Origin of the sequence: Herbiconiux sp. A18JL235 (genome assembly GCF_040939305.1) — a bacterium.
Lineage (GTDB): Bacteria > Actinomycetota > Actinomycetes > Actinomycetales > Microbacteriaceae > Herbiconiux.
The window spans coordinates 3,423,497-3,449,656 of the sequence record NZ_CP162511.1 but is presented as its reverse complement, the minus strand read 5'-3'; the positions used below and the strand labels follow the sequence as shown (position 1 = coordinate 3,449,656).

The following is a 26,160-nucleotide window of genomic DNA, read 5'->3' as shown; positions in this document are numbered from 1 at the left end:
CTACTTCCAGGCATCGAACATGCCGTTGCCGGCGCCGAAGATCTTCCAGCCGTCTTGGCAGTTGATGTTCTCCACCGGCGGCAGCGTCTGGGGCCACCAGGTGTCTTGCAGGGCCGGCGCCGCATCCGTGGCTCCGGGCTCGCAGGCGCCACCCAGCACGGCGGCTCCCGTGGTGAACTGCATGATGGTCGCCCCGGTCTCGGAGTTCTCCTTGATGCGGATCATCGTGGCGTCGTCGGGAACCCAAGAGGGGATGGGGATGCTCGCATTCGATGCCTGGCCATCGGCGGCCGTCGGGTAGAGCTGGGCCTCGACGGGGGGAGTGATGGCGTTGGCGAGGGTGCATCCTGACAACGCGGCGACGAGTCCGGCCGCCGCCAGGGCGGCGGGGAGCGCGCGCGTCTTCATCTGCTGTGGTCGGTCCTCTCGTCGTGGGCATCCGGGTGCGACGGATGCCACATCGCCTTAGCGTAGTCGACCGCGTACCCCGGTTCCCGCGAGATCGCTCGGAGCGGGGTTCCCTCCGCCTCGTAGTGCGCTCGCGCCCTGGCCTCGTGGCCCATGGGAGGAAGGCCTCCCGATCGCACCACCCGCCACCACGGATGGGCGTGGCCGTAGCGACGCATCGTGCTGCCGACCGCCCTTGCGGCACGGGTGCCGAGGAGGGCCGCGACGTCGCCGTAGGAGAGCACACGGCCGGGCGGGATGGAGTCGACGACCTCGAGCACGGCCTCGACGAAGGTGGGGAGTCCGTCGTCGTCGCTCACCGTCTGCCCCGTTCGTGGCTGCCGGGGCCGGCCCCGCGCAATCCGGATTCAGAGGGTGAGGGCAGCGATCGTCTCGCCGTACGGCGTCTCGCCGGTGGCGACGAAGCCGATCTTCTCGAAGAAGGCGGCAGGGCCGTCTTCGCCCGGCTCGAAGATGACGGTGATCTGCTCGAAGCCGCGCTGACGCGCCTCGTCGGCGAGGGCGAGCACGGCGAAGCGGCCGACGCCGTGACCCTGCGCGTCGGCGGCGACGTTGATGCGCCAGATGCAGCTGCGGAACTCGTCTTCCTGCGCATCGGGATCGAAGTTGCCCATGATGAAGCCGACGACCTCGTCGTCTTCGAGCACCACCCGCGGCCAGGCGGTGACCGGGTTGACGTACGCCTCGGCGATGGAGTGCGACACCGGTGCGACGTACTGCTCCTGGCCGGGCTTCAGCGTCAGGGTGTTGGCGGCGACGATGTTCGACGCCGACAGCTCGACGAGCTTCAGTTCACTCATGGACTCAGGCTAACGGCTGGGCCGAGGCCGCGCCACCGCCCCGCCTGGGGGTTACGTGGGGGTGAATTGTCTCGACGTCGAGATATTTCGGGGAGAGGGTAAACTGAGTGACGGCCCATATCCGGCGGCTGTTGAGGAGCTGAATTGTCCAAGATCAAGGTTGAAGGCACGGTCGTCGAGCTCGACGGCGACGAGATGACCCGCATCATCTGGCAGGCCATCAAAGACACGCTGATCCACCCCTATCTCGACGTGAACCTCGAGTACTACGACCTCGGCATCGAGCACCGCGACGCGACTGACGACCAGGTCACCATCGACGCGGCCCACGCCATCCAGAAGCACGGCGTCGGCGTGAAGTGCGCCACCATCACGCCCGACGAGGCGCGGGTCGAGGAGTTCGGCCTGAAGAAGATGTGGAAGTCGCCGAACGGCACCATCCGCAACATCCTGGGCGGCGTCATCTTCCGTGAGCCCATCATCATCTCGAACATCCCGCGGCTCGTGCCGGGCTGGAACAAGCCGATCATCATCGGCCGTCACGCCTTCGGCGACCAGTACCGCGCCACCGACTTCGTGTTCAAGGGCAAGGGCAAGCTCACGGTCGAGTTCGCGCCCGAAGACGGCTCGGAGCCGATGAAGTTCGAGGTCTACGACGCTCCCGACGACGGCATCGCGCAGGTGCAGTACAACCAGGACGCCTCGATCCGCGACTTCGCCCGCGCATCCCTCAACTACGGCCTGGCCCGCAACTACCCCGTCTACCTCTCGACGAAGAACACCATCCTGAAGGCCTACGACGGCCGCTTCAAGGACATCTTCCAGGAGATCTACGAGACCGAGTTCAAGGAGCAGTTCGACGCCGCCGGCCTCACCTACGAGCACCGCCTCATCGACGACATGGTCGCCTCGGCCATGAAGTGGGAGGGCGGCTACGTCTGGGCCTGCAAGAACTACGACGGCGACGTGCAGAGCGACACCGTGGCGCAGGGCTTCGGCTCGCTCGGCCTCATGACCTCGGTGCTCTCCACCCCCGACGGCTCGGTCGTCGAGGCGGAGGCCGCCCACGGCACCGTCACCCGCCACTATCGCCAGCACCAGGCGGGCAAGCCCACCTCCACGAACCCGATCGCCTCGATCTTCGCGTGGACCCGTGGCCTCGCCCACCGCGGCAAGCTCGACGGCAACCAGGAGCTCATCGACTTCTCGCTCACCCTCGAAGACGTGGTCATCAAGACCGTCGAGTCGGGCAAGATGACGAAGGACCTCGCGCTGCTCGTCGGCCCCGACCAGGCGTACCAGACCACCGAGGAGTTCCTCGCGACCCTCGACGCCAACCTCCAGGAGCGCATGGCCGCGGCGTAAGCCGCGCCCGGCGCATCGCGCACGAAGGCCCTCGCCCTCCCGGGCGGGGGCCTTCGGCGTCTCCGGGCCCTCCCCTCCTGGGCCCCCCCTCCTGGGTCCTCCCCTTCTCCGCGAGGAGGATGGGGGTGCGAGGCGGGCGGGTGGGCGGTGGGGTCAGGCGAAGACGCGGGTGACCTCGAAGTCGGGCGTGAGGAGCACGAGGTGGGGAGCGGCGCCCGGGCGGAGCGTGCCGAGCTCGGGGCGCCCGAGCACGCGGGCCGGGGTCGACGTGAGGGCGGCGACGGCGGCCGCCGGGTCGACGCCGGTGGCGAGGGCGGTGCGCAGCGCAGCGTCGGCGGTGAGGGTGGAGCCGGCGATGGTGTCGGCGCCGGCGAGCACCGCGCGGCCCCGCGTCACCTCGACGTCGAGCGAACCGAGGCGGTAGGCGCCGTCGGGTGCTGCAGCCGCGGCCATGGCGTCGGTGACGAGTGCCACGCGCCCCGGCGCGACGTCGAACACGAGCGCGATGAGCGACGGATGCACGTGCACGCCGTCGGCGATGATCTCGAGCGTCACGCGGGGGTCGGCCAGGGCGGCGGCGACTGGGCCCGGGTGGCGGTGGTGCAGGCCGGGCATGGCGTTGAAGGCGTGGGTGAGCAGGGTCGCTCCGCGGTCGAAGGCGGCGCGGGCCGTGTCGAAGTCGGCCTCCGTGTGCCCCACGGCGACGACGACGCCGGCCGACACGAAGGTCTCGATCGCCTCGAGCGCGTCGGGGAGCTCGGGCGCGATGGTGACCTGCGCGAGCCTGCCCTCCGAGGCAGCGAGCAGGTCGCGCACGAGGTGCTTCGTGGGGTGGCCGAGGAACAGCGGGTTGTGGGCGCCCTTGCGCTCGGGGGCGAGGAACGGGCCCTCGAGGTGGGCGCCGAGCACGTGCGGGTCGTCGGCGGCGAGGCGCGCGACGGCGTCGAGGCTCGCCTCGAGCAGGTGCGGGGGGTTCGCCACCAGAGAGACGACCGATCCGGTGGTGCCGTGGGCGCGGTGCACTGCGAGGGCCGACCGCATGGCGTCGACACCGTCGTCGAACGCGAATCCGCCCGCGCCGTGCGCGTGCAGGTCGATGAACCCTGGCGTCAGCCACCCGCCCGCCGCGTCGACGAGCTCGACGCCGGAGCCGGAGCCGGAGCCGTAGCCGGATCCACCGCCGGCCTCCGAGCCGAGTCCTGCCGGCCCCGAGCCGAGCCCTTCCGCGCCCGCGCCGTCGCCGGCCACCCGCCGCCACCCGTCGCCGGTGCCGGTCTCGACGATGCGCTCGCCCGAGGCCGCGAGCCAGAAGTCCTCCACCACCCCGTCGGCGTCGAGCCTGCGGGCGCCGAAGACGACGAGCGTCACCTCCGATGCCGCGAGCGGCACCGCGGAGGTCACGAGAACTCCTTGCGCCCCGCGATGACCCCGCTCACCACCGCCACCACGCCGAACACGAGGGCCACGATGGGCTGCCCGAGCATGAGCCAGGCGAGCGCCGCCCCACCCATGACGACGATCTCCACGAGACCTCGCCCGAATGCGTCGAGGCGGATGACCGCCTTCGGCGAGAGGAACAGCGCCCAGATCAGCACGGCGAACAGAGGGGTGGCGATGCCGAGCGCGATGTTCCAGGGCAGCGGCCACGCCACGAAGCCCCAGAACCCGAAGGTGAAGAAGGCGAACAGCTCCAGCACGAATCGCACGACGTCGTTGACGCCGATCGTCACGTCGCGAGGAGCGCGCGGAGTGCGCGGGGCGCCGGGGGCGGGGGAGTCGTCTTGCACGCAGTCCATGCTACGGGCCGCGCGCATCCGCGTTTCGAGTTTGTAAAGTTCATGAACCAAATGCGACCGGATGCTTGCGCCGGTTATGTTCGTAAGCTTTACTAACAAACATGACAGCGCTGAAGCCGTTACGGCCCTCCTCGAAAGTGCTCCCCGAGCACGCCAGGGGCCACAACCGCTCCCTGGTGCTGCAGACGCTCTACCGCGACGGCACGCGCTCCCGCGCCGACATCGCCCGGGAGACCGGGCTCACCCGCGTCACCGTGAGCGCCCTCGTCGCCGAACTCATCGCCGACGGACTCGTCGTCGAGCTCGGTCAGCGTGAGGAGGCCAGGCCCGGCAAGCCCGCCACCCTGCTCGACCTCGACCGCAGCGCCTTCGTGATCGTGGGGCTCGACCTCTCCGACCACTCGCTCTTCACGGGCGCCCTGCTCGACCTCGACGGCACCATCATCGCCCGCGCCGAGATCGAGCTCGCGGGCAGCACGGGCGACGAGGCGCTGGCGAAGGTGATCGCGCTCACACGTGAGCTCGTCGACCGGGCGAGCGCCCCGGTGCTCGGCATCGGGGTCGGCTCCCCGGGCATCGTCGACCTCGACGGTGTGGTGCTGTCGGCCCCCAACCTCGGCTGGGCGGGCGTCGAGCTCCGTCGCGAGCTGAGTGACGCCTTCGGCCTCCCGGCACTCGTGGCCAACGACGCGAACGCCGCGGTGCTGGCCGAGCACAGCTTCGGCGGTGCCCACAGCGACGCGATGCTCGTCACCATCGGTCACGGTGTCGGCGCCGGCCTCCTGGTGGGCGGCACCCCGCTGTTCGGCAGCCGCTTCGCCGCGGGCGAGATCGGTCACGTCGTGGTGGGAACCGACGGGGGCGCCGTCTGCGCCTGTGGGAAGCGGGGCTGCCTCGAGACCTGGCTGAGCATCCCGAACCTCATCGCCCGCCTCGACGGCGCCGACGCGGGCGAACGCGACCTCGCCCTGCGCGAGGCGGGGGAGCGGCTCGGCATCGCGCTCGCCCCCGTGGTGGGTGCGCTCGATCTCAGCGAGATCATCCTCAGCGGGCCCTCCGACCTCCTCGACGGGCCGCTCTCCGCGGCGACCCTCGAGACGCTGCGCCGGCGCACCATGGCCGAGTTCCACGGTTCGCTGGCGCTGCGCATGACCACGCTCGGGCACGACATCGTCTTGCGCGGCGCGGCGGTGATGGTGCTCTCCGGCCAGCTCGGGGTCTCGTAGCCGCAGGCGACCCGGAACACCGCACCACCCGAAGAACGCACCACCAGAACACCGCACCACCCGCCGGTCCCAGCCGGCACCCTGCATCACCCATCGCCCTAGGAAAGGTAGAACACCATGAGGAAGACGACACTCGCCGTCACAGCCCTCGGCGTGACGGCGGCCCTCGCGCTCGCCGGATGCGCGGGCTCCGGTTCGGGAAGCGACGACGCGGCGGGCGGTGACACCGCCGACATCCGGGTGTGGCTGAACGGCACCGACACCCCCGACGAGGCGCGGGAGTACCTGAAGACCACCTTCGAGAGCGAGCACCCCGGGTCGACGCTCACCATCGAGGAGCAGTCGTGGACGGGCCTGGTCGACAAGCTCACGACCAACCTCTCGGGCTCCGACAGCCCCGACGTGGTGGAGGTGGGCAACACCCAGGCGGCGGCGTTCACCTCGGCCGGAGCATTCCTCGACCTGAGCGACCAGTACGACGCGCTCGGCGGCGACGACCTGCTGCCCGGTTTCGTGGAGGCCGGCAGCTACGACGGCACCTTCTACGCGGCCCCCTATTACTCCGGCGCCCGCCTGGTGTTCTACAAGAAGGACCTGCTCGCGAACGCCGGTCTCACCGTCCCCACCACGCTCGACCAGTACGTCTCGAACGGCATCGCCCTCGCCGAGGCGAACCCGGGTGTCTCGGGAATCTACTTCCCCGGTCAGGACTGGTACAACGCTCTTCCCTACATCTGGGAGGCCGGAGGTGAGATCGCGGTGCAGGACGGCGACACCTGGACGTCGAGCTTCTCGAGCCCCGAGTCGATCAAGGGCCTCGAGCAGGTGCAGGAGGTCATGACCAAGGCCTCCGTCGCGGCGAAGGACGGCAACGAGACCGACCCGCAGGTTCCCTACTGCGAGGGCGCCATCGCGAACCTCTCGGCGCCCAGCTGGGTGAAGTTCTCCATCCTCGCCCCCGCCGATGCCGACGCACCGGGCTGCCCCGACCAGGAGGGCAACCTCGGCGTGTACGCGCTGCCCGGTGCCGACGGCGGAGCGGCCCACGTCTTCGCGGGCGGCTCGAACATCGCGGTGTCGGCCAACTCGGCGCACCCCGAGCTCGCGAAGGATGCCCTCGCCATCATGCTGAGCGACGAGTACCAGACCATCCTCGGCGAGAACGGTCTCGTTCCCGCCAAGCTCTCGCTCGCCGACACGCTCGGAACGGATGAGGTCGCCACCGCCATCGCGGAGGCCGCGGCCAACGCGAAGCTCACGCCGGCCTCTCCCAAGTGGGCCGACGTCGAGGCCTCGGGCGCGCTGCAGGACTTCTTCGTCTCCATCGCCCAGGGCGGCGACGTGACGGAGCTGGCGAAGGCGCTCGACGAGAAGATCGACGGCATCCTCAACAGCTGACGCCGACGGAACCCGACGCCGGTCAGACCTGACGCCGGTCAGGACCCGGCGCCGGACGGACAACACGGTGGGGGCCGATGCGCGAACATCGGCCTCCACCGGCCCAGATGCCCATCGCCCTAGGAGGTGAGAGGCACAAGCGCAATCGTAGTGGGAGTACCCAGAACATGACTTCGTCGGTGCTGCTCGTGCGCGAGCACGAATCCGGGGGGCTGCAAGAGCTCCCCACGGGGCCCGAGCCCCGCAAGGGCCGCAAGCGCGGCGGCTTCACACCGCTGGTGCTCCTCGTGCCCGCCTGCCTCATCCTCATCGCCGTCATCGGCTGGCCGCTGGTGCAGCTGTTCATCATGTCGTTCCAGGAGTTCGGCCGCGCCCAGGTGTTCGGCCGGCCCGCCCCATTCGTGGGCTTCGAGAACTACCAGCGGGTGCTCTCCGACCCGCAGTTCTGGGCGGTGCTCGGCAGGAGCATCCTGTTCTGCCTCGTCAACGTGGTGACCGCGATGACGCTCGGCACCCTCATCGCCCTGCTCATGAACCGGGTGAACCGCTTCTTCAAGCTGCTCGTGTCGGTGGGGCTGCTGCTGGCCTGGGCGATGCCCGCGCTCACCGCCACGATCGTGTGGGGCTGGATGTTCGACACCCAGTACGGCGTCGTGAACTACCTGCTCGAGGCGGTGAGCGGGCAGGACTTCACGAACCACTCCTGGCTCATCGACCCGTTCTCGTTCTTCGTGGTGGCGACGATCATCGTGACCTGGGGCGCAGTTCCCTTCGTCGCGTTCACCATCTACGCCGGGCTCACGCAGGTGCCCGGCGAGGTGCTCGAGGCCTCGCAGCTCGACGGGGCGGGTGCCTGGCAGCGCTTCCGGCTGATCGTCTTCCCGTACCTGCGCTCGATCTTCGTGGTCGTCATCATCCTGCAGGTGATCTGGGACCTCCGGGTGTTCACGCAGATCTTCGCGCTGCAGGGGATCGGCGGCATCAAGGAGCAGACCTCGACGCTCGGCGTGTACATCTACCAGACCTCGATCGGCGGTGGGGACTACGGCACGGGTGGGGCGATCGCCGTGATCATGGTCGTCCTCATGGTGGCCATCTCGGTCTTCTACGTGCGTCGCAGCCTCAAGGAGGAGGAGCAATGACCCGCTCGCGCAGCAAGCTCACCAGCATCCTGCTCGGTGCCGCGTCGATCGCGGTGTTCCTGTTCTCGGTGTTCCCGGTGTACTGGATGGTCAACACCTCCCTGCAGCCGAACAACGAGATCCGCGGCAGCGTGCCGAACTTCGTGCCCCAGCACCTCACCACCGCGAACTACGAGACCGTCATCTTCGATCCGGGGCGGGCGCCGTTCCTCCCCGCTCTCGGCAATTCGCTGCTCGTCACCGTCTCGACGGTCGTCATCGCGCTGGTGTTCGCCTTCCTCGCCTCGCTCGCGGTCACCCGCTACCGCTTCAAGAGCCGCAAGTCGTTCATCTTCGCCATCCTCATCATCCAGATGATCCCGGCCGAGGCGATGATCGTCTCCACCTACCGCGTGCTCGACGGCTGGAACCTGCTCAACACCATCGCCGGTCTCACCCTCGTGTACGTCGCGACGGTGCTGCCGTTCACCATCTGGACCCTGCGCGGCTTCGTCAACGGCGTTCCCGTCGAGCTCGAGGAGTCGGCGATGATCGACGGATGCTCGCGCACCGGCGCCTTCTGGCGCATCACCTTCCCGCTCCTCGCGCCCGGCCTCGTGGCCACAGGGGTGTTCGGCTTCATCCAGGCCTGGAACGAGTTCCTGCTCGCGCTCGTGGTGAACTCGCGCCCCGAGATGATGACGCTGCCGGTGTGGCTGCGCACCTTCCAGCAGGTGACGGGCACCACGAACTGGGCCGCCATCATGGCGGGTTCGACGCTCATGGCCATTCCCGTCATCGTGTTCTTCCTCGTGGTGCAGGGTCGCATGACCTCGGGCCTCGTGAGCGGGGCGGTGAAGGGATGAGCCGCGCGAGCATCCTGCGCACGCTGCTGCCCGGGTTCGACGGGCCGATGCTGCCCGACTGGGTGGCCTCGCTGCTCGGCGAGGGGCTCGCCGGGGTGTGCCTGTTCGGCGAGAACATCGTCTCGCCCGCGCAGCTGCGGGAGCTCACCGACGCCATCAGGGCGGCGAACCCGGATGCGCTCATCGCCATCGACGAGGAGGGCGGCGACGTCACGCGCCTGTTCTACGACCGCGGCGCGCCCTACCCGGGCAACGCGGTGCTCGGGCGGCTCGACGACGTCGCGGCGACGACGGCGGTCGCCGAGGCGGTGGGGTCGGCGCTCGCCGAGGTGGGGGTGAACCTCGACTTCGCCCCCGATGTCGACATCAACTCGAACCCGCTGAACCCCGTGATCGGGGTACGCAGTTTCGGCGACGCGCCGGAGCTCGTGGCCCGGCACTCGGCAGCGTGGGTGCAGGGGCTGCAGTCACGCGGGGTGGCCGCGAGCGTCAAGCATTTCCCTGGCCACGGCGACACCGCTCAGGACTCGCATCTCGCGCTGCCCCGCGTCGAGGTGTCGCCGGCCGAACTGCGCGAGCGCGAGCTCGTGCCCTTCGCCGCCGCGGTGGAGGCGGGCGCGCTGACGGTCATGACGAGTCACATCTTGCTGCCTCAGCTCGACCCGTCGGGCCCCGCGACATTCTCGGCGCCCCTGCTGCAGGGGGTGCTGCGCGACGAGCTCGGGTTCGACGGTGTCGTGGTGAGCGACGCGCTCGACATGGCGGGAGCGAGCGGAACGATCGGCATCCCCGCCGCCGCGGTGCGCGCGCTCGGCGCGGGCTGCGACCTGCTCTGCATCGGCACGAAGAACACGGCGGAGCAGCTCGAGCAGATCGTGTCGGCGGTCTCCGAGGCGCTCGCCGCAGGCGAGCTGCCCGAGGCGCGGGTGGAGGATGCGGCGTGGCGGGTGCGCGAGCTCGGCTCGCGGGTGCGCGTCCCACCGGTGCCGAACCCGCTGGAGGATGCGGGCCCCGGCGGAACCGGATGGAGTGAGGGCGCGAGGTCGGCTCCTGACTCCGACGGGTTCGGGCTCGGGTGCGGTCTCTCGGCGACCCAGGCCGCGGCGGCGTTCCGGGTCGAGGAAGGCGTGGCGGATGCCGCTGCCGCAGCCTCGGGACCGTGGGTCGTCGTGCGGGTCGACGCCGAAGCCAATGCAGCGGTGGGTGCCGTGCCGTGGGGGCCGTTCGCGCCCGGGCCGGCGCAGCGCGCGGGTTGGCGCGAGCTCACCGTCGTGGCGGTGACCGAGACGCCGGATGCGCAGTCCCGCGCAGAGCTCCACGGTCGCATTCCCGAGGAGGCATGCGTTCTGCTCGTCGGGCGCGACAATGCGAGGCGGCCCTGGGTGGTGGAACTCGTCGACGCGCTCCGGGAGCGGCACGCGACCGTCGTCACCGTCGACATGGGCTGGCCCGGAGCGCCATCGGGCTACGGGCAGGTGGCGACCTTCGGCGCATCCGCCCTGATCGGCGAGGCAGTGCTCGACGCGCTCGCCGCCTGGGAGGTCTTCTCGTGAGGCTCGGGCTCGACATCGGCGGCACGAAGACCGACGCCGTGGCCGTCGACGCCGCGGGCCGGGTCGTCGACCGTGTGCGCTCGGTCACCGGCTTCGGCGCCGACGCCGTGATCGCCACCGCACTCACCGGGATCGCCACGATCGCCGAGCGTGCGGGCATCGCGCCAGGCGACTTCGAGTCGATCGGTATCGGCATCCCGGGTCAGGTCGACGTGGCGACGGGAACAGTCGCGCACGCCGTGAACCTCGGCTTCGACGAGCTCGCGGTGGGCGGTCGGCTGAGCAGCCTGCTCGGCCGCGAGGTGAAGGTCGAGAACGATGTGAAGGCGGCGGCGCTCGGCGCCTACCACCTGCTCTCCACGGGCGCGGCGGTGCCCGCGCACTCGATGGCCTACCTGAACCTCGGCACGGGTCTCGCCGCCGGGCTCGTCATCGACGGACGGCTGTGGCGGGGGTCGCGCGGGGCGGCGGGGGAGATCGGGCACATCCCCGTCGACCCGGCCGGGGTGCGCTGTCCCTGCGGCCAGCGCGGCTGCCTCGAGACGGTGGCCTCGGGCTCGGCGATCGCGCGGCAGTGGGCGAGCGACGATGCGGTTCCGGTGCTCTCGCTGCTCGCCGCGGCCGAGGCGGGAGACGAGCGGGCCGGGCGCATCCGTTCGCTCCTCATCGACAACGTGGCAGCAGCCGTGCGCGTGCTCGTGCTGACCGTCGACGTGGAGGTCGTGATGATCGGCGGAGGGCTCAGCGCGCTCGGCGAACGACTCTTGGGGGAGGTTCAGCGGGTTCTGGCATCCTGGGCCGTGGAGTCGCCGTTCCTGGCCTCACTCGAGCTCGAGAGCCGGGTGCAGCTGGTGCCGGCGGGCTTCCCCGCCGCTGCGGTGGGCGCGGCGCTCGTCGGCGCCCCGACCGCACGGCGCGACGAGGGCGAGACGCCGAGCGACGAGATCGACAACGGGGCCGGCAGCAGCCGGCTCGAGAGGGAGGGTGTCACGACGTGGCTGAAGTGATCGTGGTTCCCGGCCGCGATGCGGCCGGGGCGATGGTGGCCGAGGCGACCGAACGGCTCGTGCAGGGCAAGCCCGATGCCGTGCTCGGGCTCGCGACGGGCGACACGCCCCTGCCCGTGTACCGGGCGCTCGCCGAGCGGGTGCGCGACGGCCTCGACCTCGGCCGGATGCGCGGGTTCGCGCTCGACGAGTACGTCGGCATCCCGCTCGCCCACCCGCAGAGCTACCACTCGGTGATCGAACGCGAGGTGGTGCGGCCGTTGCGGCTGGCGCCGGCGAACGTGCACGTTCCCGACGGCCGGCCCATCGGCATCGAGACGGCGGGGGAGCGCTACGAAGACGCCATCCTCGCCGCGGGCGGTGTCGACCTGCAGCTGCTCGGCATCGGCACCGACGGGCACATCGGCTTCAACGAACCGGGCTCCTCGTTCGCGTCGCTCACCCGGGTGAAGACGCTCACCCGGCAGACCAGGGCCGACAACGCGAGGTTCTTCGACTCGCCCGACGACGTGCCGGTGCACAGCATCACGCAGGGGCTCGGCACGATCCTGCGCGCGAGACGGCTCGTGCTGCTGGCGTTCGGGGCCGGCAAGGCGCAGGCGGTCGCGGCGGCGGTCGAAGGGCCGCTCACCGCGAGCGTGCCCGCCTCAGCGATCCAGCTGCACCCCAGGGCCACCGTCGTCGTCGACGAGGAGGCGGCGAGCGGGCTCGCCGAGCTCGAGTACTACCGGCACGCCTTCGCGAACAAGCCCCTCTGGGACCCGGTCATCCTCTGACGCCGTCGGCGCGCATCCGCTGTCGCCCATGCGCTAGCCTGGCCACGACGCCCGTCCAGGGGTACGCCGCGCTCGCGGGGTGCGACGGCGTCGACTCTGGGGGAACGATGACGTCACCGACAATCCGCCGCGCCGCGGCTTCGACACTCGCGGCGGGGCTCGTGGCCGCAGGCGGCCTCGTGTTCGCCGCTCCGGCTCACGCTGCCTCGGGCGACGTCTCGGCGGTGGGAGCGACCGCCTCGTTCACGCTCGACGTGGGCCCGTTCCACCTCGTCACGGAGAAGAGCCTCGGCTCGATCGCCGCCCCGGCCGGCGGGCGCGACGCCGTGGCGTTGTTCGACCAGACCCTCGTCGACGCCGGCTTCGCCGACATCACCATGGCCGGCATCGAAGGGGCGATCGAGTCGCCGAACGGCGTCGCCGAGTCGGCGATGAACGTCGACACCACCTCGGCGAACCTGTTCGGACTCAATCTCGTCACCCTCGACGACGCGGCGACCGCGGTGATGTGCCCGACGGGCGGGCCGGCCGAGGTGTCGGTGGGGGCGACGGGGCTCAGCATCCTCGGCGTTCCGGTCGAGCTGACCCGGGAGTCGCCCACCGCCGAGCAGATGGCCCCGCTGCCCGCCGACTACGAGGCTCCCGACGGCACCGCCGCCGACCTCAGCTCGCTCGAGATCACCGTGGAGGCCAGTCAGGTGCGCATCGTCCGGCCCGACGGAGCCGTCGGGGTCGCGCTCAGCACCGTCGTGAGCATCGACGGCACTCTCGACGACGAGGTCTACACCGACAGCGTCGTCGCCCGGCTGGTCTTGGCCGGCGCCTCCTGCGAGACCCCGTCCCCGGTCGCGGCACCGACCATCACCGGCATCACACCTGCGGCAGGCGTGCCCGCCACGGGCGGCGACGTCGTCATCGACGGCACCGGCTTCACCGCCGATACCACCGTCATGTTCGGCGATGACCCCGCCACCGGCGTCGTCGTCTCGGCATCGGGCACGCAGCTCACCGCGACGGCACCCGCCGGGGCGGTGGGGGCCGTGACGGTGACCGTGGCGAGCGCGGGCGGCAGCGCCCAGATCGCGTACGCGTATCTCGCGCCGGCGCCCACGCCGACGCCGACACCCGCGCCGGCGCCCGCCCCGCCCGCCCCGACGGCGCCGCCCGCCCCGAAGCCGGGCGGCACGCTCGCCGACACCGGTTCGGCGGCTGCGCCCCTCGCGGGCGGCGCGATCGCCGCCGTCGTCGCGGGCGGGATCGTCGCGCTGCTCGTCGGCCTGCGCCGCCGCCGCGCCTAGGCGCGCGAGTCACGCTCCCACTCCCGCGTTCGCCCGAGCGCCCGAGCGCGGGGAGTGCGGGGCGCCCGCGCCGAGGGCGCGCGTCCGGGTCGACGGGTGTATGAGTGAGGGATGACCGCATTCACGACCCCGCAGGGCGACGCCGGGCGTGCGTGGCTGCGGCCGCGCATCCGGAGCACCCCGGCCAAGGGCCCCTACCTGCTGCTCGGCACCCTGTGCGGTGTCGTGCTGGCGAACGCGGCGGCCGCTCCCGGGGCGCCCGACCGGCGCACCGTGCTGCTCGCCATGGTGGTCGCCGCCTGGGTGGTCGTGGGTGCGCGGGTGTTCCGCGACGGGCACGAGCCGGTGGCGCCGCCGCGCGCCTGGTGGCGGTTCACCGGCAAGCCGACGGCGGGCTTCGTCATCGGCGGGATGCTCGTGGTCGCCGGCGGGGTCGCCGCCACGAGCGCGTCCCTCACCGGTGGCAGCCAAGCAGCGCTCTTCGCCAGCGGTGTCGCTGCCGCGATCGGGGCCGCCTACCTGCACTCCTCGCTGCGTCTGCACGCCGGCCGCCCGCCGCGTCGTGTGCGACTGGTCTGAGAATCACGCGGTCGAGCCTGCATGGGGCTCGAGACCGGGATTCTCATACCGTTCGAACGGTGTGCTCGGCCCGGCCGAAGACGCTGCGCCCTACCGGAAGATGATGGTGCGTGCCCCGTCGAGCAGCACCCGGTCTTCGGCGAACCACTTCACCGCGGTGGTGAGGGTGCGGCTCTCCTCGTCCTGCCCGATGGCCACGAGCTCCGCGGGCGTACGGGTGTGGTCGACGCGCACGACGTTCTGCTCGATGATGGGGCCCTCGTCGAGGTCGCTCGTCACGAAGTGGGCGGTGGCGCCGATGAGCTTCACCCCACGGGCATGTGCCTGCTTGTACGGGTTCGCGCCTTTGAAGCCGGGGAGGAACGAGTGGTGGATGTTGATCATGCGGCCCTCGAGGCGGGCGCAGAGCTCGGGCGAGATGATCTGCATGTACCGCGCCAGCACGACCAGCTCGATGTCGTGGGTCTCGACCGCCTCGACGACGCGCGCCTCGAACGCGGCCTTGGACGCCGCATCCGTCACCGGCAGCGCCTCGAACGGCACGTCGTAGAACCCGGCCAGATCGCGCAGCGAGCCGTGGTTCGACAGTACGAGCGGGATCTCGACCGGCAGCTGGCCGGCGCGCTGCCGGAACAGCAGGTCGTTGAGGCAGTGCGCGGCGGTGGAGACGAGCACCAACGTGCGCAGCGGCCGGCCCACGGTGTCGAGCCGCCAGGTCATGTCGTAGCGCTCGACGACGGGGGCGAGGGCGGCCTCGAACACCTCGCGGCCCGACGGCGACTCGACCTGCAGGCGCATGAAGAAGCGGCCCGTGTCGGCCGAGGAGAACTGCTGGCTCTCGGTGATGTTGCCGCCCGACTCCACCACTGCGCCGCTCACCGCGTGCACGATGCCGGGGAGGTCGGCGCACACGAACGTCAGCACCCAGTGGTTGTGCGGCGAAACCATGTCATTCTCCTCTTGCCGGGCGGACTCCCTCCGCTAGAATAGTCAGTGGTCGAGCGGTCATCGGTCGGCCACGGGCATGCACGAAGTCGTCGCCGTCGCGAGGTCGAGACCTGCCACGGCGCTTCAGGTCGTCAGGATCAGTACTCGAACATCCTCTGTCCGCCGTTTTCGAGAAGTCTTCGAATGGTGCGCGTCGCTGTGACCTCAACTCTGCCGTCGACCGGGTCTATCCCGGTTCACCGAACCCCCTCCGTCCCCGCCCCCTCACGTTTCCCGTGGGGTGGCCTCCTCGTTCTCGCGACCTCCGTCTTCCTGTCGGTGACCGCCGAGATGATCCCCACCGGCCTCCTCCCCGAGATGAGCCAGGGGCTCGGCGTCACCGAGTCGCAGGTGGGCCTGCTCATCAGCTTCTTCGCCTTCGCGGTCGTGCTCACCAGCGTGCCGCTCAGCCTGCTGTTCCGCGCGGTGCCGCGCCACACGCTCCTCATCGGCGTGCTCGTGGTCATCTCCCTGGCGAGCGTCGCGGGTTCGTTCGCGCCGAGTTTCGAGTTCCTCGCCGCGGCCCGCATCGTGAGCGGCATGGCCCACGGTGTGTTCTGGGGCGTCGTCGGCGCGTACTCGGCGCACCTCGTGCCGAAGGAGCAGCTCGGCCGCGCCGTGGCCATCACCACCGCGGGCGGCACCCTCGCCTTCGTGCTCGGCGTGCCTCTCGCCACCTTTGTCGGCCAGGCCTACGGCTGGCGCATCCCGTTCCTCGCCGTGGGTGTGCTCACCGCGCTCGGCGCCGTGCTGCTGCACTTCCTGCTGCCGCGGGTGTCGCACCACCGGCCCGCGAAGCGGGTGAAGGGAGAGGCGGCCCCGCGTCGGCGCTTCTCGCTCGACCCCACGGTTCCGGGAGTCGCCGTCATCTGCGTGCTCGCCGCCGTCGTGATGATCGGCAACTACGGCTTCTACACCTACATCGCTCCCTACATGGTGTCGAAGATGGGTGTTCCGGATGCGCAGATCGGCACGCTGCTGTTCGTCTACGGCGTCGCGGGCGGTGTCGGCCTGTTCATCGCCGGCAGTGTCTTCGCGAAGCGCGCGACGGTCGGCCTCTTCCTCTCCCTCATCGTCACGGCGGTCGCGGTGACGGTGCTCGCGCTGTTCTCGGCCAACCCGGTCGTCGGCATCGGGGCCTTCGTCGTGTACGGAATCGTGTTCGGCATGATCCCGACGCTCATGGCCACCCAGCTCATGCGCACGGCGTCTCCCGAGATCCGCGATTCGGCGAGTGCCTTCTACTCGACCGCCTTCAACACCGGCATCGGCTTCGGCGCCCTGGTCGGCGGCTTCTTCCTCGACAGGCTGGGCCTCGGCTCGCTGCCCTGGGTCTATCTCGTCGGCCTCGCGCTCGGCTTCGCCCTGCTGGTGGCCGCGCCCGCGCTCACCCGCCGCGCCTCGGAGAGCGCGGCCACCGTCTCCCCGGTGGCCTCTGCCGACCCTCGCCCCGCGACGCGGCACTGAGGTAAGCTGGCCGCGTCGCAACTGGCGTTCAGATGGTCACCATCGGGAAGCGACGGACAGGGATTCGGCCGCGCGCCTGGGTCGATACGAATCCCGTTTCACCGAACACGTCCGTCACGCCGAAAAGGAGCCCGTCTTGTCCGACACATCCGCCACCTTCAACGCGCCGCTCAGCGAGGTCGACCCCGAGATCGCCGAGGTGCTGCAGCAGGAGCTGAACCGCCAGCGCACCACGCTCGAGATGATCGCCAGCGAGAACTTCGTTCCGCGTGCCGTGCTCGAGTCGCAGGGCTCGGTGCTCACCAACAAGTACGCCGAGGGCTACCCGGGCCGCCGCTACTACGGCGGCTGCGAGTTCGTCGACGTGGCCGAAGAGCTCGCCATCGCCCGTGCCAAGGCGCTGTTCGGCGCGGAGTTCGCGAACGTGCAGCCGCACTCCGGGGCGAGCGCCAACGCAGCTGTGCTCTCGGCGATCGCCGCGCCCGGCGACACCATCCTCGGTCTCGAGCTCTCGCACGGCGGGCACCTCACCCACGGCATGAAGCTCAACTTCTCGGGCAAGCTCTACAACGCCGTCGCCTACGGTGTCGACCCCGAGACCTTCCTCGTCGACATGAACGTGGTGCGCGAGAAGGCCCTCGAGCACAAGCCGCAGGTCATCATCGCGGGCTGGTCGGCCTACCCCCGTCAGCTCGACTTCGCCGCCTTCCGCGAGATCGCCGACGAGGTGGGTGCGAAGCTCTGGGTCGACATGGCGCACTTCGCCGGGCTGGTGGCCGCCGGCCTCCACCCCTCTCCCGTGCCCTTCGCCGACGTGGTGTCGTCGACCGTGCACAAGACCATCGGCGGCCCGCGCTCTGGCTTCATCCTGAGCCGCGACACCGAGCTCGCGAAGAAGCTCAACTCGAACGTCTTCCCCGGCCACCAGGGCGGCCCGCTCATGCACGTCATCGCGGCGAAGGCCACCGCGTTCAAGCTTGCCGCCACCGACGAGTTCAAAGACCGCCAGGTGCGCACCCTCTCGGGCGCCCGCCTGCTGGCCGACCGGCTCACCGCCGACGACTCGCGCGCCGCGGGCGTCGACGTGCTCACCGGCGGCACCGACGTGCACCTCGTGCTCGCCGACCTCCGCACCTCGGAGCTCGACGGCAAGCAGGCCGAAGACATCCTGCACGAGGTGGGCATCACGGTGAACCGCAACTCCGTGCCGTTCGACCCGCGCCCGCCGATGGTCACCTCCGGCCTCCGCATCGGCACACCCGCCCTCGCCACCCGCGGCTTCGGCGACGTCGAGTTCACCGAGGTCGCCGACATCATCGCCACTGCGCTGCAGCCGAGCCCCGACGTCAAGGCGCTGCGCGCCCGCGTCGTGTCGCTCGCCGACGGCTTCCCGCTCTACCCCGGACTCGAAAAGTGGTAGCGGTTCGCCTCGACGGCGTCGCCACCGCCGCCGCGCTGAAGGCCGAGATCGCCGAGCGGGTCGCCGCCCTGCGCGAGCGCGGTGTGGTGCCCGGGCTCGGCACCCTGCTCGTGGGCACCGATCCCGGGTCGCTCTCGTACGTCGCGGGCAAGCACCGCGACTGCGCCGAGGTGGGCATCGAGTCGGTGCGCGTCGACCTCCCGGGCGACGCCACCGAGCAAGACGTGCGCGACGCCATCGCCTCGCTCAACGACAACCCCGCGGTCACGGGCTACATCGTGCAGCTGCCGCTGCCCGCGGGCATCGACGAGAACGCGATGCTCGAGCTCATCGACCCGGCGAAGGACAGCGACGGGCTGCACCCCACGAACCTCGGCCGCCTCGTGCTGGGCGTCGAGGGCGAGCTCGACTCGCCGCTGCCGTGCACGCCCGCGGGCATCGTCGAGATGCTCACGCGCTACGGGGTGTCGCTCCCCGGCAAGCACGTCGTCGTGGTGGGCCGCGGCCTCACGGTGGGCCGCCCGCTCGGGCTGCTGCTCACCCGAAAGGGCGTCGACGCCACCGTCACCCTCACGCACTCGCGCACCCTCGACCTCGAGGCCGAGGTGCGGAGAGCGGATGTGGTGGTCGCCGCCGTCGGCGTGCCCGGCCTGATCAAGGCGGAGTGGCTGAAGCCCGGCGCGGCGGTGCTCGACGTGGGCATCACGCGCGTGGTCGACGAGTCGACCGGCAAGGCCCGCCTCGTCGGCGACGTCGACCCCGCGGTGGCCGAGGTGGCCGGCTTCCTGTCGCCCGTTCCCGGTGGCGTCGGCCCCATGACCCGCGCCATGCTGCTCAAGAACGTGATCGACGAGGCCGAGCGCCGCGCATCCTGACCTCCTCGCCCTCACGACCGAGCGCAAAACGCCCCCTCCCGAGCTCGGAGGGGGCGTTTTGCGCTCTGTCGGTGGGGTGGCGTGGAGTTTTAGGGGGCGTTTTGCGCTCTTTCGGTGGGGTGTGGGTGAGGGTTTGAGGGGGCGTTCTGCGCTCTGTTGGGGAGGGGCCGGGCAGCCCCGGTCACTCGAGAGCGGCGGCGAACTGGGCGCGGTAGAGGCGGGCGTAGGCGCCCTCGGCCGCCACGAGCTCGTCGTGGGTGCCCTGCTCGACGATGCGCCCCGACTCCATGACGAGGATGAGGTCGGCGTCGCGGATGGTCGACAGCCGGTGCGCGATCACGAAGCTGGTGCGATCGGCCCGTAGCGCCGACATCGCGCCCTGCACGAGCCGCTCGGTGCGGGTGTCGACCGAGGAGGTCGCCTCGTCGAGGATGAGCACGCTCGGCCTCGCGAGAAACGCGCGCGCGATGGTGATGAGCTGCTTCTCGCCGGCGCTCACGTTCGACGCCTCGTCGTCGAGCACCGTGTCGTAGCCCTCGGGCAGCGAGTGCACGAAGCGGTCGACGAAGGTGGCCTGCGCGGCCGCCACGATCTCCTCCTCGGTGGCGTCGGGCCGGCCGTAGGCGATGTTGTCGCGGATGGTGCCGCCGAACAGCCAGGTGTCCTGCAGCACCATGCCGGTGCGGGAGCGCAGCTCGTGGCGCGTCATCGACGCGATGTCGACCCCGTCGAGCGTGATGCTGCCGGAGTCGAGCTCGTAGAAGCGCATGATGAGGTTCACCAGCGTGGTCTTGCCGGCGCCTGTCGGACCCACGATCGCGATGGTCTGGCCGGGTTCCGCCACGAGGGAGAGCTGCTCGATGAGCGGCTTCTCGGGCAGGTAACGGAATGAGACGTCGTCGAACACCAGGCGGCCGCGCGACTCGGAAGGACGGGCCGCGGGAGACGCATCCGGAGTCTGCTCTGGCGCATCGAGCAGCTCGAACACCCGCTCGGCCGACGCCACCCCCGACTGCAGCAGGTTCACCATCGAGCCGAGCTGGGTGAGCGGCTGCGTGAACTGGCGGGAGTACTGGATGAACGCCTGCACGGCCCCGATCGACAGGGCGCCGATGGCGACCTGCAGGCCGCCGACGACGGCGATGATGACGTAGACGAGGTTTCCCACGAACATCATCGCGGGCATGATGATGCCCGAGACGAACTGGGCCCCGAAGCTCGCCCTGTAGAGCTGCTCGTTCTCGTCGAGGAACCGCGCCTCGACCTCGCGCTGCCGGCCGAAGACCTTCACCAGGGCGTGACCGGTGAAGTTCTCCTCCACCTGAGCGTTCAGGGCGCCGGTGCGCGCCCATTGGGCGACGAAGAGCTTCTGCGAGCGCTTGGCGATCACCGCGGTGATGCCGACCGTCAGCGGGATGGTGATGAGCGAGATCACGGCGAGCAGCGGCGAGGTGATGAACATCATCACCAGCACGCCGACGACCGTGAGCACCGAGGTGAGCATCTGCGACAGTGTCTGCTGCAGGCTCTGCGCCACGTTGTCCATGTCGTTGGTGACCCGGCTGAGCAGTTCGCCGCGCGGCATCGTGTCGAAGTACGACAGCGGCAGGCGGTTGATCTTGCCCTCGACGTCTTCACGCAGCGCGAACACCGTGCGCTGGGTGATCGAGTTGAGCAGTCGGCCCTGCAGCCAGGAGAAGACGGATGCGAGAACGTACAGCACGAGCACGGTGCCGAGCACGACGGCGAGGGCGTCGAAGTCGATGCCCTGCCCTGGCACGAGCGCGATGCCGCTCAGGAGGTCGGCCTGCGCCTCCTGGCCCGAGGCGCGGAGGCCCTCGATCACCTGCTCCTTCGTCGAGCCGGCGGGTAGCGCCTTCGCGATGGCTCCGGAGAAGATGAGGTTCGTGGCCTGGCCGAGGAGGTAGGGCCCGAGCACGGTGAAGACCACGCTCACGATGCCGAGCACGATCACGACGACGACCGGGATGCGGTGGGGCGCCAGCCGGGAGAGCAGACGCTTCGCCGAGGGGCCGAAGCTCATCGACTTCTCGGTGGGCATGCCGGCGCCGCCGAACGGGCCGCCGCCCTGGGCGCGGCGCATGGCGCCGGCGCGGTTCGGGTTCACCGTGGCCGGAGCGCCACTGCCGCCGCTCATGGCGCCACTGCCGCCGCTCATGCCGCCGCTGCCGCCCGCGCTGCCGCGGCTGCCGCTCACGCCGCTCATGCCGCCTCCTCCGCCGTGAGCTGCGAGGCGACGATCTCGGCGTAGGTCTCCGAGCCGGCGAGCAGCTCGTCGTGGGTGCCGTGCCCCACGATCTCCCCGTCTTCGAGCACGACGATCTGGTCGGCGTCGACGATCGTCGACACGCGCTGGGCGACGATGATCTGGGTGGCGCCCACCACATCCGCCCGCAACGCCGCCCGCAGCCGGGCGTCGGTGCTGAGGTCGAGCGCCGAGAAGGAGTCGTCGAAGACGTAGATCTCGGGTCTCTTCACCAAGGCCCGGGCGATGGCCAGGCGTTGTCGTTGCCCGCCCGACACGGTCGTGCCGCCCTGGGCGACGGGGGCCTCGAGCCCTCCCTCCATGGCACGCACGAAGTCGGCGGCCTGCGCCACCTCGAGGGCGTGCCAGAGTTCGTCGTCGGTGGCGTCGGGCTTGCCGTAGCGGAGGTTCGACGCCACCGTGCCCGAGAACAGGTAGGGCTTCTGCGGCACCAACCCGATGCGGCTCCACAGCAGGTCGGGATCGAGCTCGCGCACGTCGACGCCGTCGATCAGCACGGCGCCCGAGGTGACGTCGGTGAGACGGGGGAGCAGGTTCACCAGGGTGGTCTTACCGGCACCGGTCGAACCGATGATGGCGAGGGTGGTGCCGCGCTCGACCCGCAGGTCGAGACCGCGCAGCACCGGCTGGTCGGCGCCCGGGTACGCGAAGGTCGCGGCCCGCAGCTCGACTGTGCCGTGCTCGCGGAGGGTCGTGACGGGGTGCGCCGGCGGGGCGACCGAGGTCTCGGTCTGCAGCACCTCCGTGATGCGGTCGGCGCACACCGAGGCGCGCGGGATCATCATCGCCATGAAGGTCGCCATCATGACGGCCATGAGGATCTGCACGAGATAGCTGAGGAAGGCGATGAGTGTTCCCACCTGCATCGAGCCGTCGTCGATGCGGAAGGCGCCGAACCAGATGACGGCCACGCTCGAGACGTTGAGGATGAGCATCACGGTGGGGAACATGAGGGCCATGAGCCGCCCGGCACGAAGGGCGGAGTCGGTGACCTGCCGGTTCGCTTCGGCGAAGCGCTCGGTCTCGGTGCCCTCCTGCACGAAGGCCCGCACCACCCGGATGCCCGTGAGCTGCTCGCGCAGCACCCGGTTCACCGTGTCGATGCGGCCCTGCATGCGCCTGAACTGCGGCACCATGCGCACGATCACCGCGCCGAGCGCCACCAACAGCACGGGCACGCTCACGGCGATGATCCACGACAGCTCGAGGTCTTGCTGCAGCGCGAGCACCACACCGCCGACGGCGAGGATGGGCGCCGAGACCAGCAGGGTGCAGGTCATCAGCACGAGCATCTGCACCTGCTGCACGTCGTTCGTGGTGCGGGTGATGAGAGAGGGGGCGCCGAAGCGCGAGACCTCGCGCTCGCTGAACCCGCTCACCCGGTGGAACACCGCCCGGCGCAGGTCGCGGCCGAGCGCCATCGCGACCTGCGCGCCGAACCACACGGCGGTGATCGCGGCGCCGATCTGCACCACGGTGATGCCGAGCATGACGACCCCGGTGGAGAGGATGTAGGCCGTGTCGCCCTTCGCGACGCCCTCGTCGATGATCTGCGCGTTGAGGGTGGGCAGGTACAGGGCGGCCACCGACTGGATGAGCTGGAACACCACCACCAGGGCAAGTCGCCCGCGATGCGGCTTGAGGAAGCTGCCGAGCAGCCGGAGCAGGGTCATGCGGGTTCTCCGATCAGGCCGGGGGCGAGGATGCGTGCGAGCTCGGCGTCGCTGAACGCGGGTTCGGGGGAGCCCGCCTGCGGGATGGTTGAGCCGAAGGCCATGACCCGCAGCAACTGGGCGAGCCGCGCCGGCGTCACCGTCAGACGATCGGCCTCCGGGGCGAAGATCTGCGACGTGATCTCGCCGAACTGCTGCTGCTGAGGGCGCGGCGGCGGTTCGTGCCTGCCGAGTGCCGCCATCATCTGCATCACCCCGGTGAGCCGGCCCCGCAGCACGGCGATCACCTGCGCGAGCTTCGACTCGAACGGGTCGGCGGGGTCGATTGCACGAAGGCCCTTGCGCACGTTCTCGGGATCGAAGTGCTTCTGCACCGCCGCCTCGATGAGCGACTCCTTGTCGCCGAAGGCGCGGAACACGGTGCCCTCGGCCACCCCGGCGGCCTCGGCGATCTGCCGCGACGTGACGTCGGCGCCCTGAGCGAGGAGGAGCGGGATGACCGCGTCGAGGATCATCGCGCGCCGCTCGTCGACGGCGAGCGCGGGCGCGCGCCCGGAACGGGTGGCGGATGCAGCGGTCGGCATGGCTCCGATGGTAACTGAGTGAGCACTCACTCGCCAGCCCCCGGGGCACCCGCCGCTCACTAGACTCGACCCGTGCGAGCCCCCACCGGAACCCAGTACGCCCTCCACCTCGAGCACGACGGCGGCGTCGTCGACGCGATCGTCACCGAGGTCGCTGCCGGTCTCCGAGCCCTCGAGGTCGACGGCACCGCCCTCGTGGAGACCTTCTCCGAGACCTCAGCGCCCCCGGGGGCCGCCGGCATCGTGCTCGTGCCGTGGCCGAACCGGGTCGCCGGAGGGCGCTGGGTGCTCGACGGGGCCCCGCAGCAGCTCGACGTCACCGAGGTGAAGACCGGCAACGCCATCCACGGCCTCCTCCGGTTCACCGGGTACCGGCTGGTGGAGCGCGAGGCCTCGCGGGTGCTGCAGGCCGCCACCGTCTTCCCGCAGCACGGGTACCCCTTCCTGCTCGAGACCACGGTCGAGCACGCGCTCACTCCCGACGGTCTCGTCGTGACCCACACCGTGACCAACGAGTCGGCGGTCGCCGCGCCGGTCGCCGTGGGCGCGCATCCGTACCTGCGGGTGGGTGAGGTGCCCGTCGACGAGCTGGTGCTGACGCTGGATGCGAGCACCCGCTTCGTCACCGACGAGGCGCAGATCCCGGTGAGGGAGGAGCCCGTCGAGGGCACCGACTTCGACCTCACCCGCGGGCGGCGCATCGGCGAGCTCGCGATCGACCACGGCTACGGCGGCGTGCGGGTGACCGACGGCCGCAGCAGGCAGAGCCTCGAGGCGCCCGACGGGCGGCGGGTCGAGCTGTGGGCCGATGCCTCGTTCGGGTTCGTGCAGGTGTTCACGCCCACCGCGTTCCAGGCGCCAGAGGGGCCGCGGCGCGCCGTCGCGATCGAGCCGATGACGGCCCCGGCGAACGCCCTCAACTCGCGGGAGGGGCTGCGCTGGCTCGCGCCCGGTGAGACCTGGCGCCTGACCTGGGGCATACGCCGTACCGCCTGAGCTCGTGAACCCCGACTTCACGAATTCGGATCGGTCGCGGGATTGTCAAGCCCCAGCCGTGTGATTTTGGGCAGGAAAACCGCGGCGGTTAGGCTCCAATTCGAGGGTTCATCAGGCCCGTGAAGAGTGTGGAGTGTGGGGTTTGGGCCTATTGATCTACGGTCCGGCTGCTGCCGAGATCGAGATGGACGACCGGCTCCTCGCACACCTCCGCATCGTCATCCTCACGAAGATGCGCAACCACGAGTCGTTCTCGCTGTCGTGGAGCGTCGATGCCAACCAGGGCAGCGGTCGGGAGACGCTCTGGGTGCACCCGTCGATCCCCCTGCGCTTCCGGTTCTACGGGAGCCGCCCGCCCGCGATCAACCGGGCCTGGATCGACCTCATGGTCGCCGCCGCCCACCGGGGCGACCTGCGCATCATGGCCGAACCCGTACCCGGCGACGGCGAGGCCAGGGGAGGCTACGCAGAGTCGCCGATCGTCTCTCGCTAAGCTTCGAAGGTGAGTGCGCCAGAGGCCGGGGGGAGTGAGGCGCACGAGCGCGCGCCGCGGCCCCGCCGCAGGCTGTGGCTCCTCATCTCGCTGGCCGCGCTCGGCCTCGTGGTGTATCTCCTCGTGGTGGCGCTCTACGCCTCCTCGGGGGCGCGCAGCAGCACGTTCGGCGACCCCACCGCCTCCGACACCGATGTCGATGTCACCATCTCGCCGCTGGCGGTGAACGGAGCCGTCGAACGGCTCTCGCTCGACATCAGCGTCGAGGCGCCCGACTCGCTCATCGAGGCGAACGGCGTCGCCATGAAGAAGCAGCTGCTCGTGCTCGTCACCCCGGTCGACGGCGCGCAGACCATCGCGCTCGACAAGGGGAGCATCCCGCGCATCACCAAGACCACCTCGGTCGTGGCCGGCGGGTCGGTCGAGAACTGGCCCTTCGACCGCTACTCCACGGGGCTCATCGTCGTGGCCTACACCGTCGACGCCGACGGAAACGCCGAGGTGCAGCAGACCAACGTGATGTGGAAGGGCTACCTCTCGGGCTGGAACTTCGCTGTGGCGAGCGTCATACCGCCCGACCCGGTGATGCTCGAGCTCCCCGACGGCACCGAGGTGCCCGCGCCGCTGCTCACGGTCGAGGCCTCGCGCTCGGGCAGCACCCTCGCCTTCGGCGTGCTGCTGCTCAGCGTGCTCGTGGTCATGCCCGTGCTGGTGCTGTTCGTGGCGATCAGCGCGTTCACCGGCCGGCGCAAGGTCGAGGCGACCCTGATGAGCTGGATGGGCGCCATGCTCTTCGCCACCATCCCCCTGCGCGGATTCCTCCCGGGCTCCCCGCCCATCGGGTCGTGGATCGACTTCCTCATCGTGCTCTGGGTGATCGTGGCGCTCGTCGCCGGCCTCGCCGTGTACGTCGCCGCCTGGAGTCGGTGGGGAACGCGGGCGACGCCGAAGGAGCCGCGCGCGAGCCGCGCGGGTCGAGGGAGGGCTGTGCGTGGCGACGAGAATGAGGTATCCTCGACGATGACTGCTGAGCGTCTTCGCCGAGACTACGGGCGCCGAGAATACGGGCGCCGAGAAGACGGGCGCCGCGACGACGAGCGCAGAGACGACGAGGGTTGAGACGCG

At 70.6% G+C, this 26,160-nt stretch carries 25 protein-coding genes; 16 read left to right on the top strand and 9 right to left on the bottom strand.

Annotated elements, in window-relative coordinates:
• The 3 genes from ABFY20_RS16160 to ABFY20_RS16150 are packed head-to-tail and all read right to left on the bottom strand — an operon-like array spanning position 1 to position 1,268.
• Complete coding sequence (locus ABFY20_RS16160) at positions 1-408, bottom strand: hypothetical protein (protein ID WP_368497254.1); 408 nt, start codon at positions 406-408, stop codon at positions 1-3.
• Positions 405-767, bottom strand: coding sequence for an MGMT family protein (locus ABFY20_RS16155; RefSeq protein WP_368497253.1), 363 nt, complete (start codon positions 765-767; stop codon positions 405-407). Before ABFY20_RS16155 ends, ABFY20_RS16160 begins: the two co-directional genes overlap by 4 nt.
• A gap of 48 nt (positions 768-815) precedes the next feature.
• Entirely contained in the window at positions 816-1,268 is a 453-nt protein-coding gene (locus tag ABFY20_RS16150) for a GNAT family N-acetyltransferase (RefSeq protein ID WP_368497252.1), read from the bottom strand.
• Between the two features lie 144 nt (positions 1,269-1,412).
• On the opposite strand from ABFY20_RS16150, the gene ABFY20_RS16145 reads away from it, so the two are divergent.
• The gene (locus ABFY20_RS16145) at positions 1,413-2,633 is read left to right on the top strand and encodes an NADP-dependent isocitrate dehydrogenase (protein WP_171703687.1); all 1,221 of its coding nucleotides are present in this window, start codon (positions 1,413-1,415) and stop codon (positions 2,631-2,633) included.
• 153 nt (positions 2,634-2,786) lie between these two features.
• On the opposite strand, the gene nagA is transcribed toward ABFY20_RS16145, so the two are convergent.
• Positions 2,787-4,034, bottom strand: a complete 1,248-nt coding sequence (gene nagA / locus ABFY20_RS16140) for an N-acetylglucosamine-6-phosphate deacetylase (RefSeq protein ID WP_368497251.1) — start codon at positions 4,032-4,034, stop codon at positions 2,787-2,789.
• Positions 4,031-4,420: a YrdB family protein gene (locus ABFY20_RS16135; RefSeq protein ID WP_368497250.1), complete on the bottom strand. Its 390-nt coding sequence runs from the start codon at positions 4,418-4,420 to the stop codon at positions 4,031-4,033. The genes nagA and ABFY20_RS16135 overlap by 4 nt, the downstream gene beginning before the upstream one ends.
• Before the next feature lie 110 nt (positions 4,421-4,530).
• Here ABFY20_RS16135 and ABFY20_RS16130 point away from each other — a divergent pair, with 110 nt between their 5' ends.
• From ABFY20_RS16130 to ABFY20_RS16090, 9 genes are all read left to right on the top strand, one after another.
• A complete protein-coding gene (locus ABFY20_RS16130; protein ID WP_368497249.1) occupies positions 4,531-5,655 on the top strand; it encodes an ROK family transcriptional regulator in 1,125 nt (374 codons plus the stop codon).
• 117 nt (positions 5,656-5,772) lie between these two features.
• Positions 5,773-7,053, top strand: a complete 1,281-nt coding sequence (locus ABFY20_RS16125; RefSeq protein WP_368497248.1) for an extracellular solute-binding protein — start codon at positions 5,773-5,775, stop codon at positions 7,051-7,053.
• 167 nt (positions 7,054-7,220) lie between these two features.
• The gene (locus ABFY20_RS16120) at positions 7,221-8,195 is read left to right on the top strand and encodes a carbohydrate ABC transporter permease (RefSeq protein WP_368497247.1); all 975 of its coding nucleotides are present in this window, start codon (positions 7,221-7,223) and stop codon (positions 8,193-8,195) included.
• A complete protein-coding gene (locus ABFY20_RS16115) occupies positions 8,192-9,040 on the top strand; it encodes a carbohydrate ABC transporter permease (RefSeq protein ID WP_368497246.1) in 849 nt (282 codons plus the stop codon). The genes ABFY20_RS16120 and ABFY20_RS16115 overlap by 4 nt, the downstream gene beginning before the upstream one ends.
• Positions 9,037-10,593, top strand: a complete 1,557-nt coding sequence (gene nagZ, locus ABFY20_RS16110) for a beta-N-acetylhexosaminidase (protein WP_368497245.1) — start codon at positions 9,037-9,039, stop codon at positions 10,591-10,593. The genes ABFY20_RS16115 and nagZ overlap by 4 nt, the downstream gene beginning before the upstream one ends.
• Positions 10,590-11,600, top strand: a complete 1,011-nt coding sequence (locus tag ABFY20_RS16105) for an ROK family protein (RefSeq protein ID WP_368497244.1) — start codon at positions 10,590-10,592, stop codon at positions 11,598-11,600. The genes nagZ and ABFY20_RS16105 overlap by 4 nt, the downstream gene beginning before the upstream one ends.
• Positions 11,588-12,376 (top strand): glucosamine-6-phosphate deaminase, encoded by a 789-nt coding sequence (locus tag ABFY20_RS16100; RefSeq protein ID WP_368497243.1) that lies wholly within the window; start codon positions 11,588-11,590, stop codon positions 12,374-12,376. The genes ABFY20_RS16105 and ABFY20_RS16100 overlap by 13 nt, the downstream gene beginning before the upstream one ends.
• 107 nt (positions 12,377-12,483) lie before the next feature.
• Positions 12,484-13,674 carry an IPT/TIG domain-containing protein gene (locus ABFY20_RS16095; protein ID WP_368497242.1) on the top strand — a complete coding sequence of 397 codons (1,191 nt, stop codon included), beginning with the start codon at positions 12,484-12,486 and terminating at the stop codon, positions 13,672-13,674.
• A 111-nt stretch (positions 13,675-13,785) separates the two neighbouring features.
• Positions 13,786-14,253 carry a hypothetical protein gene (locus tag ABFY20_RS16090; protein ID WP_368497241.1) on the top strand — a complete coding sequence of 156 codons (468 nt, stop codon included), beginning with the start codon at positions 13,786-13,788 and terminating at the stop codon, positions 14,251-14,253.
• Between the two features lie 90 nt (positions 14,254-14,343).
• Here the strand turns inward: ABFY20_RS16090 and purU are convergent, their stop codons facing one another.
• On the bottom strand, positions 14,344-15,201 hold the full coding sequence (purU, locus tag ABFY20_RS16085; RefSeq protein ID WP_368497240.1) for a formyltetrahydrofolate deformylase: 858 nt from the start codon (positions 15,199-15,201) through the stop codon (positions 14,344-14,346).
• Between the two features lie 183 nt (positions 15,202-15,384).
• Here purU and ABFY20_RS16080 point away from each other — a divergent pair, with 183 nt between their 5' ends.
• The 3 genes from ABFY20_RS16080 (at position 15,385) to ABFY20_RS16070 (ending at position 19,002) form a co-directional block, all read left to right on the top strand.
• Positions 15,385-16,707, top strand: a complete 1,323-nt coding sequence (locus ABFY20_RS16080; protein ID WP_368497239.1) for an MFS transporter — start codon at positions 15,385-15,387, stop codon at positions 16,705-16,707.
• 136 nt (positions 16,708-16,843) lie between these two features.
• Positions 16,844-18,127, top strand: a complete 1,284-nt coding sequence (gene glyA, locus ABFY20_RS16075; protein WP_368497238.1) for a serine hydroxymethyltransferase — start codon at positions 16,844-16,846, stop codon at positions 18,125-18,127.
• Positions 18,121-19,002 (top strand): bifunctional methylenetetrahydrofolate dehydrogenase/methenyltetrahydrofolate cyclohydrolase, encoded by an 882-nt coding sequence (locus tag ABFY20_RS16070; protein WP_368497237.1) that lies wholly within the window; start codon positions 18,121-18,123, stop codon positions 19,000-19,002. The genes glyA and ABFY20_RS16070 overlap by 7 nt, the downstream gene beginning before the upstream one ends.
• A 181-nt stretch (positions 19,003-19,183) precedes the next feature.
• Here the strand turns inward: ABFY20_RS16070 and ABFY20_RS16065 are convergent, their stop codons facing one another.
• From ABFY20_RS16065 to ABFY20_RS16055, 3 genes are all read right to left on the bottom strand, one after another.
• Positions 19,184-21,106, bottom strand: coding sequence for an ABC transporter ATP-binding protein (locus ABFY20_RS16065; protein ID WP_368499807.1), 1,923 nt, complete (start codon positions 21,104-21,106; stop codon positions 19,184-19,186).
• A gap of 119 nt (positions 21,107-21,225) precedes the next feature.
• On the bottom strand, positions 21,226-22,962 hold the full coding sequence (locus tag ABFY20_RS16060; protein ID WP_368497236.1) for an ABC transporter ATP-binding protein: 1,737 nt from the start codon (positions 22,960-22,962) through the stop codon (positions 21,226-21,228).
• Complete coding sequence (locus ABFY20_RS16055) at positions 22,959-23,546, bottom strand: TetR/AcrR family transcriptional regulator (protein ID WP_368497235.1); 588 nt, start codon at positions 23,544-23,546, stop codon at positions 22,959-22,961. The genes ABFY20_RS16060 and ABFY20_RS16055 overlap by 4 nt, the downstream gene beginning before the upstream one ends.
• A gap of 72 nt (positions 23,547-23,618) precedes the next feature.
• Here ABFY20_RS16055 and ABFY20_RS16050 point away from each other — a divergent pair, with 72 nt between their 5' ends.
• From ABFY20_RS16050 to ABFY20_RS16040, 3 genes are all read left to right on the top strand, one after another.
• On the top strand, positions 23,619-24,542 hold the full coding sequence (locus tag ABFY20_RS16050; protein WP_368497234.1) for an aldose 1-epimerase family protein: 924 nt from the start codon (positions 23,619-23,621) through the stop codon (positions 24,540-24,542).
• Positions 24,543-24,684: 142 nt separating this feature from the next.
• Entirely contained in the window at positions 24,685-25,035 is a 351-nt protein-coding gene (locus ABFY20_RS16045) for an ATP-dependent DNA ligase (RefSeq protein ID WP_368497233.1), read from the top strand.
• Positions 25,036-25,044: 9 nt separating this feature from the next.
• Positions 25,045-26,154, top strand: coding sequence for a DUF4436 family protein (locus tag ABFY20_RS16040; protein WP_368497232.1), 1,110 nt, complete (start codon positions 25,045-25,047; stop codon positions 26,152-26,154).
• The last annotated feature ends 6 nt before the right edge of the window (positions 26,155-26,160 follow it).